Consider the following 16,141-nt stretch of genomic DNA (forward strand, 5'->3'; position numbering starts at 1 on the left):
CCGTGGACCGTGACCATCCACAGCGCAAGATCCGCTCTCGGCACACCGCCCAGGACTTTCACACCCCTCTCTCTTCCCTCCATCACGCCCCGGGCGTACCTTGACGGCCAATCTGAAGGACCGTCAGTTACGTTGCGGTGAGGGGTGCCGAGGTGCCGTACCGGAGGAGAACAACCCGCGCGCTGACGGCGGCGGCGGTGGTGACGGCGGGCTCGGCCGTCCTGCTCTGCGCCCCGGCCGCCCGGGCAGCCGTCGTCGACGTGAACTACGCCTGCGAGACCAAGATCGGCCCCAAGAGCGCCGTCTCGCCCGTCGACATCACGGCCGTGCGGAACGGCGGCTCGTACACGATCACGATGTCCTTCGAGAAGGGCGTCTCCGACAGCCCCGTCGACCTCCCCAAAGGGGTCATGACCCCGCGCGCCGAGCTCCTCCTCGGTGGCGCGGACGGCGGACGGATACAGGTCAAGGGCGTGCCGAACGCGGCGCTCGTCCCCGCGGACACCCCCATACGGATCGGGCGGCTGACCGGCACGTACACCCCGGCGAAGAGCGGGAAGGTCACCTTCACGGCCGGCACGCTGACCGTCCACGCGCTCGGCATGGACGCGGCCGTCTGCAAGCCCGCCAACAGCCCCGGGCCCTCGCTGGTCCTGGACGTGACCGCGGCGTCGTCCGGCGGCTCCGGAGGCGGCTCCGGCGACTCCACGGGCGGTACGGGGACGGGCGGCGGCGAACTGCCGAAGACCGGCCCCCTCGACTCGGCCCCCGCGCTCGCCACCCTCGGCGGCACCGTGCTGCTGACCGGCGTGGCCGGGGTGCTCTGGCTCACCCGTCGTACGGCCCGGCCCACGGCACGCTGATGCGGGCGGCACGGTCCGGAGCGTACGGAGCCGCCGTCCGCGCCGCGCTCCTGGCGCCGGTCCTGGTGGCCGCGACGGCGGTCGCGCCCACGACGGCGGGGGCGGAGGCGGCGACGGGGGCGGAGGCGGCGACGGCGGGAGTCACCGGGGCGACGGCCAGGGCGACCGGGGCGGTCGACGCGGCCGGGTCCCCGGCGCGCGCCCCCGCCCCCGCGCCCCCGCCCGCCTGGACGGCCGCGCCCGCCGCCGGGCGCCCGTACGTCTACCTGGAAGGGGCCGCGGGCAGCGTCCTCCAGGACACCCTGTCCGTCACCAACCCCGGTGCGGAGCCGCTCACCGTGCGCCTCAGCGGCCGGGGCGGCGCGCCCGTCGCCTTCGCCGCCCGGACGGTGACCGTGCCCGCCAGGACCCGCGCGGACGTGCCCTTCGCCGTCACCGTGAGCGCCGACACCCCGCCGGGCGACCACCGGGGCTCCGTACGGGCCAGTGCCGCCGGACGCGAGGCGGCCGTGCCGCTCCACCTGCGGGTCAGCGGGCCGAGGCTCGCCGCGCTCACCGTCGAGGACATCCGCGTCGACCGCTCCGGCACCCTGCGCTACACCCTCGTCAACCGGGGCAACACCGTCCTCGCCCCGCGCGTGGCCGTACGCGCCGAGGGCGTCCTCGGCACCGTCCTCGACCGACCCGAAAGCGCCCTGCCGCTCCTCCTGCGCCCCGGCGTGCGCGCCACCCGCACCGAAGCCTGGCCCGACCCGCCCGCCCTCGACTCGGTCACCGTCCACCTCACGGCCACCGCCCCCGGCGCCGCCCCCGCGACCGCCCGCGCCGACGCCGCCTTCGCCTCGCCGGCGGGCCTCGGCGCCGTGACGGCCGCCCTCCTCGCGGCGGCGGGCGCGGCCACGTACGCGATACGGAGGAAACGATGACGTCCTCGCGTACGGGCCGAGGCGCCCCCCGCGCCGGCGCGCTGCTCGCCGCCCTGCCCCGGCTGCTCACCCTGCTGGCCCTGCTGGCCCTGCTGGCCCTGCTGGCCCTGCTCGGTCTGCTGGCGCTGCCGGCCGCCGGTCCCGCGCGCGCGGAGGAGCCGCCGAAACCCCGGGTCGCCCTGTCGAAGAGCGAGGGCGGCAAGGGCGGCGAGATCACCGTCAGCGGCTCCGGCTGGAAACCCGGCGCCCTGCTCATGCTGCTGGTCTGCGGCCAGGCCGCGCCCGACAGGGGCGTCATCGGCGGCACCAACTCCTGCGCCAACACCGACGGCCGCGCCGCCACCGTCGACGCCCAGGGCGCGTTCAGCCGGAAGCTGCCGGTCGCCGAACCGCCCGAGCCCTGCCCCTGCGTGGTCCACGTGGCCGGCGTCACCGGCCGGGCGGACGTCGTGGACGTGCCGTTCACTGTCGCCGGACATCCGACCGCCCCGCTGCCGGAGTCCTCGGCGGCCGGCCGGCTCGCCGTGCTCGCCTCGGCCCGACTGGAAGGCTCCAGCGGCGTTCTCGTGTGGTTCGGGGCGCCCGCCCGCCGCGAGGTCGTCGTCACCGTCGGCAACCTCGGTCCGGACCCGGTGAAGGACCCCGTCTTCGAGGTCGGCACCAGCCACGGCGTGTTCGCGCCGCAGTACGAGGAGCGGCAGTGGCGCGGCACGGTCGAGCCGGGCCGCAAGGCCCTGGTGAAGCTGCCCGTCGAGCTGCCGGCGGGCGCCCACGGCGACTACCGGGTCTCGGTGCGCCACGGCGGGAAGGTGTTGGTGGAGCAGCCCTGGGGGGTCCCGAGGCCGTGGGGCGTGACCCTGTTCTGGGTGCTGCTCGCGGTCGTCGTCCCGGCCGGCCTCTTCCGCATCGGCATGGCGGTCGTCGACCGGGTCGGGCCCGAAGTCCCCTCCGCCCGCGCGCCGCGCGTCCACCGTCGTCCGCCGCGCCGTCCGTCCACGTCCCGTCCGTCCGCGCGCCGGACCGGCCCGCCCGCACCGGCCGCTGGGCGACCGACCGCTGAGCAACCGACCACTGGGCGACCGACCGTGGTCCTGCCGTGGTTCACCCCCGAATCCGCACCGTCAGAGAACAGCCCGACGACGAAGGGAATGTCGTGAGCACGCAACGGAGGATGAGCGCGGCCGGGATCGCGCTGATGCTCGGCGGCGCGGGGATCCTGCTGACCGCGAGTCCCGCCCTGGCCGCCGAGGTCGCGTACCGGACCGAGTGCGTCCCGCCCGCCATCTCCGGCATGCCGCCGGTGCAGGGCACGACCGAGGTGCGGATCACCGCGCCCGCCGAGGCCAGGGTCGGTGACGAGGTCGAGGTGGTGTGGAAGACGGTCGAGGCCGCCTCCAAGAACCCCGACGTCCTGGACCTGGAGAAGGACACGGTGAAGCCGACCGGTGTCATCAGGCTCGGCGGCACGGCGAGCGGCACCCTGGCGGTGGAGGGCCCGCGGCAGAACCCGCCCATACCGAAGAACAGCCCCATGGTCCTGCCGGACATGAAGGGCAAGCTGAAGCTGGAGAAGGCGGGCGAGATCACGCTGACGCCCGACACGTACACGATCAACGTCTCCAAGCCGATGTCGACGAACACGAAGTGCTCGCCGGAGGAGACGGTCGCGGTCGCCGCCACGATCAAGGTGACGGACGGCGGCACCACCACGTCCGGCGGTACGACGGCATCGGGCGGCACCACGACGAGCGGTGGTACGACGGCATCGGGCGGGACCACGACGTCCGGCGGTACGACGGCGTCCGGCGGCACCACGACCACCGGCGGCGGCTCGTCGTCCGGCGGTTCGTCGTCCGGCGGCTCGGCCTCCGGAGGTTCGTCGTCCGGCGGCTCGGCCTCCGGCGGGGGCGGCGGGCAGACCGATTTCCGCGGCACCGAGGTGGCCGTCGCCTTCGCCTGCCAGGCGCCCGGACCCGCGTCCATCGACTCCAAGGTGACCATCGACGCCAGGAAGAACGGCGGCGCCTACGACCTCACCGTCAGGACCGCCAAGGGCGTCATGAACAGTCCGGCCGCGCTCCCCGCCGGAGCCCTGAAGCCCTCGATGGACGTGCGGCTCGGCGGCGCCGACTCCGGCAGCGTGAAGGTCACCGGCCCCGGCAACCCGGCTCCCCTGGAGGCCGGCAAGCCCGTCGACCTGCCCGACATGAAGGGCACGTACAGGCCGGGGGCGACCGGAAAGTCCACGCTCAGTCCCGGCAGGCTGACCATCACCGTGTCGCTCGGCGGCTCGCCCATCGTGATCCCCTGCGAGGTCAAGGGCTCGGTCCGGGCTTCCCTCACCCTCGACACCAGCAAGCAGGAGGGCGGCGCCTCCGGCGGCACCAGCGGCTCCACCACCTCCGGTGGCGGCTCCACCACCGCCTCCGGCGGCTCCGGCGGCGGCCTCGCCGACACCGGAGCCGCCGACGACGGCGCCCTGCGCGCCCTCGCCCTGGTGGCGGGCACCGCGATCCTCCTCGGCGGGGCGGTGTTCACGTTCACGCCGTGGGGGCGGCTCCGGCGCGGGACGCGGTGAGGCGGTCACCGGACCCGTACGGAGAAGGGCCTGGCCCGGCACCCGCGAAGGGGTGCCGGGCCAGGCCCTCGGTGTCGTCGGTCCGGTGAGGACTCAGCGCACGTCGCCCATGAGGGCGCGGATCTTCTTGCCCGCCATCATGAAGGTCAGGCCCGCCGCGACCGCGACGACGGCCCACAGCGAGTAGTACAGCGCGTCGCCCAGCGGCTCGTTCAGCTTGGTGGTCCAGCCGTTCAGGGCGTTGCCCGTCGCGGTGGCGAGGAACCACAGGCCCATGATCTGGCCGACGAACTGCTTCGGGGCCAGCTTCGTCGACAGGGACAGGCCGACCGGGGACAGGCACATCTCACCGATGGTCTGGACGAGGTAGACGCTCAGCAGCCAGAAGACGGTGACCTTGCCGGTCTCGCTGTTGGCCGCGGCGGCGCCCGCCAGGCCCATGATCGCGAACGAGCCGCCGATGAGCAGCATCGCGAGGGCGAACTTCATGGGGGTGCTGGGCTCGCGGTTCCGCTGGGCCAGCTTGACCCACAGGGCCGCGAAGACCGGCGCCAGGACGATGACCATCATCGGGTTCACCGACTGGTACCAGGACGCCGGGAACTCCCAGCCGCCGATCATGCGGTCGGTCTTGCCGTCAGCGAAGAGCGTGAGCAGCGAACCCGACTGGTCGTAGATCATCCAGAACAGGACGGCGGTGGCGAAGAACCACGCGAACGCCTTGATCTTGGGCTTGTCGTCGGCCGTCAGCGCCGGGTTGCGGTACATGGCGACGAAGTAGACGACCGGCACGACGATGCCGAGGACCGCGAGCACGTTCACGATGTGCTCGATGTCGTACGTGCCGAGCACGACGTCGAGGGCGAGCGCGGCGACGGCCAGGCCGCTCCACAGCAGGACCTTGCGCAGGGCGTTGCGCTTCTCCTCGGGAGTCGCCGGGGTGCCCGGCTCCTTGCCGACGTCACCGAGGTGGCGGGAGCCCAGGACGTACTGGACGACGGCGAGCGTCATGCCGATGCCGGCGACGGCGAAGCCGAGGTGCCAGTTGACGTTCTCGCCCAGGTAGCCGACGACCAGCGGCGCGACCATGCCGCCGATGTTGATCGACATGTAGAAGAGCGTGAAGCCGGCGTCACGGCGGGCGCTCGGCTGCCCCTCGTACAGGCCGCCGACCATGGCCGAGATGTTCGGCTTCAGCAGACCCGTACCGGCGGCGATGAGCGCGAGGCCCGCGAAGAACGCCGTGTCCGAGGGGATGGCCAGGGTGAAGTGGCCCGCGGCGATGACGATGCCGCCGACGAGCACGGCCTTGCGGGCGCCCCACAGGCGGTCGGCGACCCAGCCGCCCGGCATCGCGGCCATGTAGACGACCGCGTTGTACACGCCGTAGATGGAGGCGGCCAGCGCCTCGCGCTCCTCCAGGGGGCCGTCGAGAACGGCGGCGACCAGGTAGAGCACCAGGATGGCGCGCATCCCGTACCAGGAGAAGCGCTCCCACATCTCGGTCATGAAGAGAGTGGCCAGGCCCCGAGGGTGGCCGAAGAACGTCTTCTCGGAACCGGGGGTTCCGGAGGAAGCCGTCGTCAGGCTGGACGCCATGTCGATCCTTGCTCTGTCGGGACGCGCGCTTCGTGAGCGGGATGCGCCCGGTGGGGGAGGCCGGCACCGGCCGGGTGCGGTCGCACCCTTCCGGGATCCACGCCCTGACGCGCCGTCGCGCACAGGACCCGGCCCACAGGTCATTCACCGCCCCCACGACTGCCGAGGGCGGTCTCGTGCAGAAAAGAGACCCTTGGCGCACCAACACGTCCAAAGGTCCCCGATTACCGCAACAGAACTCTCGACACCATACGACACGACAGTGCCGGATATGGAAGGACTTGAGAGATGGATCACAGGTGATGTCGGAACCAACTGCCTTCATTCGAAGGTCATGAGGAGGTTACGCGCCCCCATCCCGAGGCGGGACGGCCGCCTTGTGGATCACGCTCCGGGGCCGTCCCCGTGCGGACTACCATCGCCTCATGACCCGTGTACTGCTCGCCGAGGACGACGCCTCCATCTCGGAACCGCTGGCCCGTGCCCTGCGGCGGGAGGGATACGAGGTCGAGGTGCGGGAGGACGGACCCACCGCTCTCGACGCCGGACTGCAGGGCGGGATCGACCTGGTCGTGCTCGACCTCGGGCTGCCCGGCATGGACGGCCTGGAGGTCGCCCGGCGGCTGCGCGCGGACGGCCACACGGTGCCGATCCTGGTGCTCACCGCCCGCGCCGACGAGGTCGACACGGTCGTCGGCCTGGACGCCGGCGCCGACGACTACGTCACCAAGCCCTTCCGCCTCGCCGAGCTGCTCGCCCGCGTCCGGGCCCTGCTGCGGCGCGGCGCCACCGAGCCCGCCGTCCCGCCCACCACCCACGGCGTGCGGATCGACGTCGAGTCGCACCGCGCCTGGATGGGCGAGGAAGAGCTCCAGCTCACCGCCAAGGAGTTCGACCTGCTCCGGGTCCTCGTCCGCGACGCGGGCCGGGTCGTCACCCGCGACCAGCTGATGCGCGAGGTCTGGGACACCACCTGGTGGTCCTCCACCAAGACCCTCGACATGCACATCTCCTGGCTGCGCAAGAAGCTCGGCGACGACGCGGCGAACCCCCGCTACATCGCCACCGTCCGCGGCGTCGGCTTCCGCTTCGAGAAGAGCTAGGGGGCGTCTCACCGGTCTTGCCGGGCTCGCGGCCCGACCGACGACACACCCCCGAGCGCCCAGTCGCCCCGCCCCCGGAGGATCCGTGCGCCGCCGCCTGATCAACTCCACGCTCGCCGTGGTCCTCGTCGTCATCGCCGTCTTCGGGGTCTCCCTGGTGATCGTCGAGACCCGCACCATCTCCAGCAGCGCCCAGGAGAGCGTGGACTCGGAGGCGCTGCGGATCGTCTCCATCGTGGACAGCCGGCTGATCGGCGGCGAGCCGGTCAACCCCGACATCCTGGCCGAGCAGAGCGGCGCCAAGCGGTACGCGGAGATCCGGATCCCCGGCCGCCCCTCCATCGAGATCGGCGAACGCCCCGCCGGCGACGTCATCCGGGGCCTGGCCGAGGGCGAGCGCGGCGAGACCGTGATCGTCGAGGAGTCCCGCTCCGTCGTCACCGCCGAGGTCGGCCGCACGCTCCTGATCATCGGCGCCGTGGCCCTGCTCGCCGTCGTGGCCGCCGTCCTGCTCGCCGTACGCCAGGCGAACAAGCTGGCCTCCCCGCTCACCGACCTCGCCGAGACCGCCGAGCGGCTCGGCTCCGGCGACCCGCGCCCCCGGCACCGGCGGTACGGGGTGCCGGAGCTGGACCGGGTCGCCGACGTGCTCGACGCCTCCGCCGAGCGGATCGCCCGCATGCTCACCGCCGAGCGCCGGCTCGCCGCCGACGCCTCCCACCAGCTCCGTACGCCCCTGACCGCGCTCTCCATGCGCCTGGAGGAGGTCGCCGTCGCCGACGACCTCGCCACCGTCAAGGAGGAGGCGACGATCGCCCTCACCCAGGTCGAGCGGCTCACCGACGTCGTGGAACGGCTGCTGACGAACTCCCGCGACCCGCGGACGGGCTCGGCCGTCGCCTTCGACCTGGACGAAGTGATCAAGCAGCAGATCGAGGAGTGGCGGCCGGCCTACCGCAGCGCCGGCCGCGCCATCGTCCACTCCGGCAAACAGGGCATGCGGGCCGTCGGCACCCCCGGCGCCGTCGCCCAGGTCCTGGCCGCCCTGATCGAGAACTCGCTCATGCACGGCGGCGGCACGGTCGCCCTGCGCACCCGGGTGACCGGCAACCAGTCCGTGATCGAGGTGACCGACGAGGGCCCGGGCGTGCCCGCCGACCTCGGTGCGCGGATCTTCGAGCGGGCGGTCAGCGGCCGCAGCTCCACCGGCATCGGCCTGGCCGTCGCCCGGGACCTCGCGGAGGCCGACGGCGGGCGCCTGGAACTGCTCCAGCAGCAGCCGCCGGTCTTCGCGCTCTTCCTCAGCCGCGAGGTCAGGAGCGACAGGGAACGGGACGGGGAGCGCCCCGTCCGCTGACCCCCCGGGTCAGACCCGGTCGGGCTGCTTGCGGGTGGCCTGGCGGGGAGCCTGCTCCAGGAACGATTCGGCGGTCTGCACCGCCTCCTTCGCCGGCAGCGCCTTGAACACCCACGTCCGGTACGACCAGAAGCGGAACAGGGTCGCGACGCCGATGCCGAAGAACTTGAAGAAGTTGCTCTGCAGCGGGCCGTCCCAGCCGAAGCCGTACGTCGCCGTGTAGAGCACCCCGTTCTCGATGACCATGCCGACGACGCTGAACAGCAGGAACAGCGCCATTTCCTTGGTGCGGCCGGACTTGTCGCGGTCGCGGTACGTGAAGTAACGGAACCCCACGTAGTTGAAGAGGATCGCCACGACCGTGGCGATGATGCTCGCCCGTACGACGGGGAGATCGGTGACGTGGCGGACCAGGTTGAAGACGGCCAGGTTCACCAGCACGCCCAGTCCGCCGACCACGCCGAACTTGGCGACCTCGCGGACGAGCCGGTCCACTCGCATGCGCAACGCGCCGGGTTCACTCATCGTGATGGCTCTGTCCCGTCCGTTCCGGATGTGTTCGGCCGACGCCCGGATGGCGTCAACCCAGCCATGCTAACCAGCGCTCCCGTCACCCGCCCGAGATGCTCCCGATCCGTGTGCGATGCGTGTGCGAGCCCACTCCCACTGTCACAAACCACAGCCGGACGAGGGTCCGGACATTGTGCGGATACCCTAAGAGGGTGACGTTCCCGGTAGTCGGCATGGTCGGTGGCGGTCAGCTCGCCCGTATGACCCACGAGGCGGGCATCCCCCTCGGCATCAAGTTCAAGCTGCTCAGTGACACCCCGCAGGACTCGGCGGCCCAGGTGGTCAGCGACGTCGTCATCGGCGACTATCGCGACCTGGACACGCTGCGTGACTTCGCGCGCGGCTGCGACGTGATCACCTTCGATCACGAGCACGTGCCCGCGGAGCACCTGGCGGTCCTGGAGGCGGACGGCGTCGTCGTCCGGCCCGGCCGCGCGGCCCTCGCGCACGCCCAGGACAAGGGGGTGATGCGGGCGAAGCTCGACGAGATCGGCGCGCCCAGCCCCCGCCACCGCATCGTGGCCGACCCGGCCGACGCGGCGGCCTTCGCCGCCGAGGTGGGCGGCTTCCCGATCATCCTGAAGACCGTGCGCGGCGGCTACGACGGCAAGGGCGTCTGGTTCGTGCGCTCCGAGGCGGACGCCCACGACCCGTTCCGCGCGGGCGTGCCGGTCCTCGCCGAGGAGAAGGTCGACTTCGCGCGCGAGCTCGCCGCGAACATCGTCCGCTCCCCGCACGGCCAGGCCGTGGCCTACCCGGTGGTCGAGTCCCGCCAGGTCGACGGCGTCTGCGACACCGTGATCGCGCCCGCGCCCGACCTCGACGACGAGCTCGCCGGCCAGGCGCAGGAGCTGGCCCTGCGCATCGCCAAGGAGCTGGACGTCATCGGTCACCTGGCCGTCGAGCTCTTCCAGACCCGTGACGGCCGCATCCTCGTCAACGAGCTCGCCATGCGCCCGCACAACTCCGGCCACTGGACCCAGGACGGCGCGGTCACCTCGCAGTTCGCCAACCACGTCCGGGCCGTCCTCGACCTTCCGCTGGGCGACCCGCGCCCGCGCGCGAAGTGGACCGTGATGTGCAACGTCCTCGGCGGCGACTACCCGGACATGTACGCGGCGTACCTGCACTGCATGGCCCGGGACCCCCAGCTCAAGATCCACATGTACGGCAAGGACGTGAAGCCCGGACGCAAGGTCGGCCACGTCAACACCTACGGCGACGACCTCGACGACGTGCTGGAGCGCGCCCGTCACGCCGCCGACTACCTGCGAGGGACGATCGTTGAGTAACCCGCTCATTGGCATCGCGATGGGATCCGACTCGGACTGGTCCGTGATGGAGGCCGCGGCGCAGGCCCTGGACGAGTTCGAGATCGGGTACGAGGTCAACGTCCTCTCCGCACACCGCATGCCCCGCGAGATGATCGAGTACGGCGAGCAGGCCGACGGCCGCGGCCTGAAGGCGATCATCGCGGGCGCGGGCGGCGCCGCCCATCTGCCGGGCATGCTCGCCTCCGTCACCCCGCTGCCGGTCATCGGCGTCCCGGTGCCGCTGAAGTACCTCGACGGCATGGACTCGCTGCTGTCCATCGTGCAGATGCCGGCCGGCGTTCCGGTCGCCACGGTCTCCGTCGCCGGCGCCCGCAACGCGGGCCTGCTCGCCGCCCGCATCCTCGCGGCGCACGACCCGGAGCTGCGTGCCCGCATGCGGGACTTCCAGCAGGAGCTCAACGACCAGGCGACCGAAAAGGGCAAGCGGCTCCGGCAGAAGGTCGAGGGCTCGTCCTCCTTCGGGTTCGCGCGGTGACGTCGGGACGCGGGGCGGGGCCTGCGGGCTCCGGTGCTCCGCAGGGGCGGGGCGGTGTGACCGGTCCCGTGGCTTCCGGTGGTCCGCAGGGGCAGGGCGGCGTGACCGGCCCCGTGGCTTCCCACGGCCTCGCGGGTCCGGCCCGGCCGAACGGGCCGGGGGCTCCTTCGGGTCCCGCGGCCGACCGCCTCGCCGAGGCCAGGGAGCTCCTGGCCTCGGCCCCCGTGGCCGACGGCCACAACGACCTGCCCTGGGCCCTGCGCGAGCACTGCGGCTACGACCTCGACCGGCTCGACATCGCCCGCGACCAGCGCGGAGCGCTCCACACCGACCTCGCCCGGCTGCGCGCCGGGGGCGTCGGCGCGCAGTTCTGGTCGGTGTACGTGCCCTGCCGGCTCACCGGCGACAACGCCGTCAGCGCCACCCTGGAGCAGATCGACGCCGTCGACCGGCTCCTCGCGCGCTACCCGTCCGAGCTCGCGCCCGCGCTGACCGCCGACGACATGGAGCAGGCCCGCCAGGAGGGCCGGATCGCCTCCCTCAAGGGTGCCGAGGGCGGCCACTCCATCAACAACTCCCTCGCCACCCTGCGCGCGCTGCACACCCTGGGCGTGCGCTACCTGACGCTCACCCACAACGACAACAACGACTGGGCCGACTCGGCGACCGACGCGCCCCGGGCCGGCGGCCTGACGGCCTTCGGCCGCGAGGTCGTCCGCGAGATGAACCGCTGCGGCATGCTCGTCGACCTGTCGCACGTCGCCGCCTCGACGATGCGGGACGCCCTGGACACCACCGTCGCGCCGGTGATCTTCTCGCACTCCTCGGCGCGCGCGGTCTGCGACCACCCGCGCAACATCCCCGACGACGTGCTGGAGCGGCTGCCCGGCAACGGCGGCGTCGCGATGGCGACCTTCGTGCCCAAGTTCATCCTCCCCGCCGCCGTCGAGTGGACCGCGCGGGCCGACGACAACCTGCGCGCGCACGGCTTCGACCACCTCGACACCACCCCGGAGGCGATGCGGCTGCACCGTGCCTTCGAGGCGGAGAACCCGCGCCCGATCGCGACCGCCGCCACGGTCGCCGACCACCTCGACCACATGCGCGAGGTCGCCGGCGTCGACCACATCGGCATCGGCGGCGACTACGACGGCACCGCGTTCACCCCGGCCGGCCTGGACGACGTCGCCGGCTACCCGAACCTGATCGCCGAGCTCCTCACCCGCGGCTGGTCCCGCGCCGACCTGGCGAAGCTGACCTGGTCCAACGCGGTGCGGGTGCTGCGCGACGCGGAGGCGGTGGCCCGCGAGCAGCAGGCGCTGCGCGGCCCGTCCGTCGCGACGATCGCGTCCCTGGACTGACCGCCCGCCCGAGCGGGGCCCCGCTCGGGCGGGGCCCCCGCCGCATGCCCCCGCCGCATGCCCCGGACGACCCGCGGGCGATCCCGCGGACGGTCCCCCGGACGGTCCAGTCCACCGCGACCGTGCGCCGGGCGGGTGACACGGTGGTCCGTACTGCCTCAGGAGTACGGAGTGAGTCACCCATGGCAGATCTGCTGGACGATCCCCCCACCACGCCGTGCGGCGACCCCGGTGCTCCCGGACGGGCCCGGCCCCCGCTCGCGGCCTGCCCGGTCTTCGAGGGACACACGGAACCGCCCCGCCGAACGGGCCCCGACCCCGGCCCGGACCGGGATCCGGACCCGGACGACCTTCCGGTACGGGCCCCGGAGACCGGGGCCCAGTTCTGGTCCCTCCACGTGGACGCCGACGACAGCGTGCTCGCCACCCTGCGCCGGATCGACGCGGCCCGGACGCTCGTGGCGGCCTGCCCCGAGGAGCTGCGCCTCGCGCACTCCACCTCGGAGATCGAGCACGCCCGCAACTGCGGCCGGGTCGCCGTGCTGCTGGGGCCGGTGAGCTGGGCGGCGGTCGGCGGTTCTGCCGCGGTCCTGCGGGCCTACCACGCGCTGGGGGTCCGCGTGGTCGGCCTCGACCGCTTCGACGGCTTCGCCCGCGAGGCGGTACGGGAGATGAACCGCCTCGGCCTCCTCGTCGACCTCGCCGGGGCCGACGCCGACACCGTCCGCCAGACCCTCGCCGTGAGCCGGGCCCCGGTCGTCCTCACCCGCGCGGAACCGGACGGCATGCCGGACGAGGTGCTGCGGCTGCTGGGGGAGAAGGGCGGCGTCTGCATGGTCCCGGTCACCCCGGACGAGGCCGCGACGGCCGACCGCCTGGACCGCGTCCGCACCCTCGCGGGCCCCGGAGCCCTCGGCCTGTCCGGCCCCGAGTCCCCCGCCACCGGCTACGGCCCCCTCTTCGCGGAGCTCCTCCGCCGCGACTGGCCGTCGGCCGACCTGATCGCCCTCTCCCACGGCAACGCGACCCGTGCCCTCCGGGAGACGGAGTTCCGCGCGAGGGCGACCCGCCTGAAGACGCCCTAGCCACCGGGCCCGGTACGGGGACGGCCATCACGGGAGCCCGACCCGGACCTGGACCTCGGGACCCCGCTGCCCCGCTGCCCCGCGTGGGGCGGCTTCCGCTCGCCCAGAGCAGCACGCGCCCCTCACCTGTGCCTATGCCCGCCGGGGCCGCGCCCGTGCCGTGTGGCCTCTGCCTCGCGGGGCCGCCGGCCGTCGCCCCCCCGCCCCGGCCCTCAGGCCCGCGGGCGCCCCATCGCCCGGTACGTCCAGCCCGCCTCGCGCCACCGTGCCGGGTCCAGCGCGTTGCGGCCGTCCAGGATGACCGGGGAGGCGGCGGCCTCCGCCAGCTCCGCGGGGTCGAGCGCGTCACGGAACTCGCGCCACTCGGTCAGGTGGAGCACCACGTCCGCGCCCCGGACCGCGTCGAGGGCCGAGTCCGCGTAGCCGAGGGTGGGGAAGAGGCGGCGGGCGTTGTCCATGCCCTTGGGGTCGTAGACGGTGACCTGGCCGCCCTGGAGGTGGATCTGGCCGGCCACGTTCAGCGCGGGCGAGTCGCGGACGTCGTCCGAGTCCGGCTTGAAGGTGGCGCCGAGCACCGCCACCCGCTTGCCGAGGAAGCCGCCGCCGAGCGCCTCGCGGGCCATCTCCACCATGGACGCGCGGCGCCGCATGTTGATGGAGTCGATCTCGCGCAGGAACGTGAGCGCCTGGTCGGCGCCCAGCTCGCCGGCCCGGGCCATGAACGCCCGGATGTCCTTCGGCAGGCAGCCGCCGCCGAAGCCGATGCCGGCCCGCAGGAACTTGCTGCCGATCCGCTCGTCGTGCCCGATCGCCTCGGCGAGCTTGACGACGTCGCCGCCCGCCGCCTCGCACACCTCGGCCATTGCGTTGATGAAGGAGATCTTGGTGGCGAGGAAGGAGTTGGCGGACGTCTTCACCAGTTCGGCCGTCGGGTAGTCGGTGACGACGAAGGGCGAGCCCTCGCCCACCGGCACCGCGTACACCTCGCGCAGCGTCTTCTCGGCCCGCTCCCCGCTCGCGCCCGCGGGCACGCCGACCACGATCCGGTCGGGATGCAGGGTGTCCCGCACGGCGAAGCCCTCGCGCAGGAACTCGGGGTTCCAGGCGAGGTCGACGCCCTCCGGCAGCACGGCGGCGAGCCGCCCGGCGGAGCCGACGGGCACGGTCGACTTGCCCACGACGAGCGAGCCCTCGCGGACCACGGCGGCCAGCGAGGCGAAGGCGGCGTCGACGTGGCTCATGTCGCACGCGTACTCGCCGTGCTTCTGCGGGGTGTTCACGCAGACGAAGTGGACGTCGCCGAAGGCGCCGACCTCCTCCCAGGAGGTCGTGAACCGCAGCCGCCCGCTGGAGCCCTCGATGCCCGCGACGTGCCGCGCGAGGAGTTCCTCCAGACCCGGCTCGTACATGGGGACGCGGCCGGCCGCGAGCAGTTCGATCTTCTCGGGTACGACGTCGAGGCCGAGGACCTCGAAGCCCAGCTCCGCCATGGCCGCGGCGTGGGTGGCGCCGAGGTAGCCGGTGCCGATCACGGTGATCTTGAGGGCCATGCGGACTCCAGTGGCTCCGTTGAGGGTCGGGCGGAATGCCTGCCCGAGCATAGTCGGGGCCTGGATCGGGACCCTGTCACGCCCTACCATTTGGGTTACTTAACGGTAGTTAGCAAGCGTGGGAGTGAATGAGCGTGGGCGGATCCGCCGATTTCGACCTGTATCGCCCGTCGGAGGAGCACGACATGCTCCGTGAGACGGTCCGTGCGCTGGCGGAGGCGAAGATCGCGCCGTTCGCCGCGGCGGTGGACGAGGAGGGCCGGTTCCCCCAGGAGGCCCTGGAGGCGCTGGTCGCGGCCGACCTGCACGCGGTGCACGTGCCGGAGACCTACGGCGGCGCGGGCGCGGACGCGCTGGCCACGGTGATCGTGATCGAGGAGGTGGCCCGTGCCTGCGGTTCCTCCTCGCTGATCCCGGCCGTGAACAAGCTGGGCTCGCTGCCGGTGATCCTGTCCGGCTCGGAGGAGCTGAAGAAGAAGTACCTCGGCCCGCTGGCCAAGGGCGACGCGATGTTCTCCTACTGCCTGTCCGAGCCGGACGCCGGCTCCGACGCGGCCGGGATGAAGACCCGCGCCGTGCGCGACGGCGACCACTGGATCCTCAACGGCGTCAAGCGGTGGATCACCAACGCCGGCGTGTCGCAGTACTACACCGTGATGGCCGTCACCGACCCCGAGAAGCGGTCCAAGGGCATCAGCGCCTTCGTGGTGGAGAAGGACGACGAGGGCGTGTCTTTCGGCGCCCCGGAGAAGAAGCTCGGCATCAAGGGCTCCCCGACCCGCGAGGTCTACCTCGACAACGTCCGCATCCCCGCCGACCGCATGATCGGCGCCGAGGGCACCGGCTTCGCCACCGCGATGAAGACCCTCGACCACACCCGCATCACCATCGCCGCCCAGGCCATCGGCATCGCCCAGGGCGCCCTCGACTACGCCAAGGGCTACGTCACCGAGCGCAAGCAGTTCGGCAAGCCCATCGCCGACTTCCAGGGTGTGCAGTTCATGCTCGCCGACATGGCCATGAAGCTCGAAGCCGCCCGCCAGCTCACCTACGCCGCCGCCGCCAAGTCCGAACGCGTCGACGGCGACCTGACCTTCTTCGGCGCCGCCGCCAAGTGCTTCGCCTCCGACGTCGCCATGGAGGTCACCACCGACGCCGTCCAGCTCCTCGGCGGCTACGGCTACACCCGCGACTACCCCGTCGAGCGCATGATGCGCGACGCCAAGATCACCCAGATCTACGAAGGCACCAACCAGGTCCAGCGCATCGTCATGGCCCGCAACCTCCCGTAGTCGCCCCACGGCAGCACAGGGCCCCCGGCACGAAAGCGCCGGGGGCCC

At 72.9% G+C, this 16,141-nt stretch carries 14 protein-coding genes; 11 read left to right on the forward strand and 3 right to left on the reverse strand.

The window, feature by feature from the left end:
* Positions 1 to 152: 152 nt before the first annotated feature.
* From ABD954_RS20890 to ABD954_RS20905, 4 genes are read left to right on the forward strand one after another with little or no spacing between them, the layout of a single operon-like run.
* Positions 153 to 863, forward strand: coding sequence for a peptidase (locus tag ABD954_RS20890; RefSeq protein WP_345487724.1), 711 nt, complete (start codon positions 153 to 155; stop codon positions 861 to 863).
* Positions 863 to 1,789, forward strand: coding sequence for a COG1470 family protein (locus tag ABD954_RS20895; protein WP_345487726.1), 927 nt, complete (start codon positions 863 to 865; stop codon positions 1,787 to 1,789). Before ABD954_RS20890 ends, ABD954_RS20895 begins: the two co-directional genes overlap by 1 nt.
* Positions 1,786 to 2,946, forward strand: coding sequence for a hypothetical protein (locus ABD954_RS20900; protein WP_345487728.1), 1,161 nt, complete (start codon positions 1,786 to 1,788; stop codon positions 2,944 to 2,946). The genes ABD954_RS20895 and ABD954_RS20900 overlap by 4 nt, the downstream gene beginning before the upstream one ends.
* A gap of 14 nt (positions 2,947 to 2,960) precedes the next feature.
* The gene (locus ABD954_RS20905) at positions 2,961 to 4,367 is read left to right on the forward strand and encodes a hypothetical protein (protein WP_345492343.1); all 1,407 of its coding nucleotides are present in this window, start codon (positions 2,961 to 2,963) and stop codon (positions 4,365 to 4,367) included.
* Positions 4,368 to 4,460: 93 nt separating this feature from the next.
* Here ABD954_RS20905 and ABD954_RS20910 read toward each other — a convergent pair whose 3' ends face one another.
* On the reverse strand, positions 4,461 to 5,966 hold the full coding sequence (locus ABD954_RS20910; protein ID WP_345487730.1) for a peptide MFS transporter: 1,506 nt from the start codon (positions 5,964 to 5,966) through the stop codon (positions 4,461 to 4,463).
* 425 nt (positions 5,967 to 6,391) lie between these two features.
* Between ABD954_RS20910 and ABD954_RS20915 the strand changes: the two genes are divergently transcribed.
* Both ABD954_RS20915 and ABD954_RS20920 read left to right on the forward strand, forming a co-directional pair.
* Positions 6,392 to 7,069 (forward strand): response regulator transcription factor, encoded by a 678-nt coding sequence (locus ABD954_RS20915; RefSeq protein WP_345487732.1) that lies wholly within the window; start codon positions 6,392 to 6,394, stop codon positions 7,067 to 7,069.
* Positions 7,070 to 7,154: 85 nt separating this feature from the next.
* Positions 7,155 to 8,426 (forward strand): ATP-binding protein, encoded by a 1,272-nt coding sequence (locus ABD954_RS20920; protein WP_345487734.1) that lies wholly within the window; start codon positions 7,155 to 7,157, stop codon positions 8,424 to 8,426.
* A gap of 9 nt (positions 8,427 to 8,435) precedes the next feature.
* On the opposite strand, the gene ABD954_RS20925 is transcribed toward ABD954_RS20920, so the two are convergent.
* On the reverse strand, positions 8,436 to 8,951 hold the full coding sequence (locus tag ABD954_RS20925) for a GtrA family protein (RefSeq protein WP_345487736.1): 516 nt from the start codon (positions 8,949 to 8,951) through the stop codon (positions 8,436 to 8,438).
* Between the two features lie 197 nt (positions 8,952 to 9,148).
* Between ABD954_RS20925 and ABD954_RS20930 the strand changes: the two genes are divergently transcribed.
* The 4 genes from ABD954_RS20930 (at position 9,149) to ABD954_RS20945 (ending at position 13,251) form a co-directional block, all read left to right on the forward strand.
* The gene (locus ABD954_RS20930) at positions 9,149 to 10,288 is read left to right on the forward strand and encodes a 5-(carboxyamino)imidazole ribonucleotide synthase (RefSeq protein WP_345487737.1); all 1,140 of its coding nucleotides are present in this window, start codon (positions 9,149 to 9,151) and stop codon (positions 10,286 to 10,288) included.
* A gap of 19 nt (positions 10,289 to 10,307) precedes the next feature.
* On the forward strand, positions 10,308 to 10,805 hold the full coding sequence (gene purE / locus ABD954_RS20935; protein WP_345487739.1) for a 5-(carboxyamino)imidazole ribonucleotide mutase: 498 nt from the start codon (positions 10,308 to 10,310) through the stop codon (positions 10,803 to 10,805).
* Positions 10,806 to 11,014: 209 nt separating this feature from the next.
* Positions 11,015 to 12,166 carry a dipeptidase gene (locus tag ABD954_RS20940; RefSeq protein ID WP_345492345.1) on the forward strand — a complete coding sequence of 384 codons (1,152 nt, stop codon included), beginning with the start codon at positions 11,015 to 11,017 and terminating at the stop codon, positions 12,164 to 12,166.
* A gap of 182 nt (positions 12,167 to 12,348) precedes the next feature.
* Positions 12,349 to 13,251 carry a membrane dipeptidase gene (locus tag ABD954_RS20945; protein ID WP_345487741.1) on the forward strand — a complete coding sequence of 301 codons (903 nt, stop codon included), beginning with the start codon at positions 12,349 to 12,351 and terminating at the stop codon, positions 13,249 to 13,251.
* 212 nt (positions 13,252 to 13,463) lie between these two features.
* Here the strand turns inward: ABD954_RS20945 and ABD954_RS20950 are convergent, their stop codons facing one another.
* Positions 13,464 to 14,801 carry a UDP-glucose dehydrogenase family protein gene (locus tag ABD954_RS20950; RefSeq protein WP_345487743.1) on the reverse strand — a complete coding sequence of 446 codons (1,338 nt, stop codon included), beginning with the start codon at positions 14,799 to 14,801 and terminating at the stop codon, positions 13,464 to 13,466.
* A gap of 134 nt (positions 14,802 to 14,935) precedes the next feature.
* Here ABD954_RS20950 and ABD954_RS20955 point away from each other — a divergent pair, with 134 nt between their 5' ends.
* Entirely contained in the window at positions 14,936 to 16,093 is a 1,158-nt protein-coding gene (locus ABD954_RS20955; protein WP_345492347.1) for an acyl-CoA dehydrogenase family protein, read from the forward strand.
* The last annotated feature ends 48 nt before the right edge of the window (positions 16,094 to 16,141 follow it).

This window comes from Streptomyces roseoviridis (assembly GCF_039535235.1).
In the GTDB taxonomy this organism is placed as follows: domain Bacteria; phylum Actinomycetota; class Actinomycetes; order Streptomycetales; family Streptomycetaceae; genus Streptomyces; species Streptomyces roseoviridis.

Bases quoted from the DNA above. Each gene is read 5' to 3' on its own strand.
- ABD954_RS20895 (WP_345487726.1), top strand. From the start codon at position 863: ATGCGGGCGGCACGGTCCGGAGCGTACGGAGCCGCCGTCCGCGCCGCG.
- ABD954_RS20900 (WP_345487728.1), top strand. From the start codon at position 1,786: ATGACGTCCTCGCGTACGGGCCGAGGCGCCCCCCGCGCCGGCGCGCTG.
- ABD954_RS20905 (WP_345492343.1), top strand. From the start codon at position 2,961: ATGAGCGCGGCCGGGATCGCGCTGATGCTCGGCGGCGCGGGGATCCTG.
- ABD954_RS20910 (WP_345487730.1), bottom strand. From the start codon at position 5,966: ATGGCGTCCAGCCTGACGACGGCTTCCTCCGGAACCCCCGGTTCCGAG.
- ABD954_RS20915 (WP_345487732.1), top strand. From the start codon at position 6,392: ATGACCCGTGTACTGCTCGCCGAGGACGACGCCTCCATCTCGGAACCG.
- ABD954_RS20925 (WP_345487736.1), bottom strand. From the start codon at position 8,951: ATGAGTGAACCCGGCGCGTTGCGCATGCGAGTGGACCGGCTCGTCCGC.
- purE (WP_345487739.1), top strand. From the start codon at position 10,308: ATGGGATCCGACTCGGACTGGTCCGTGATGGAGGCCGCGGCGCAGGCC.
- ABD954_RS20945 (WP_345487741.1), top strand. From the start codon at position 12,349: ATGGCAGATCTGCTGGACGATCCCCCCACCACGCCGTGCGGCGACCCC.
- ABD954_RS20950 (WP_345487743.1), bottom strand. From the start codon at position 14,801: ATGGCCCTCAAGATCACCGTGATCGGCACCGGCTACCTCGGCGCCACC.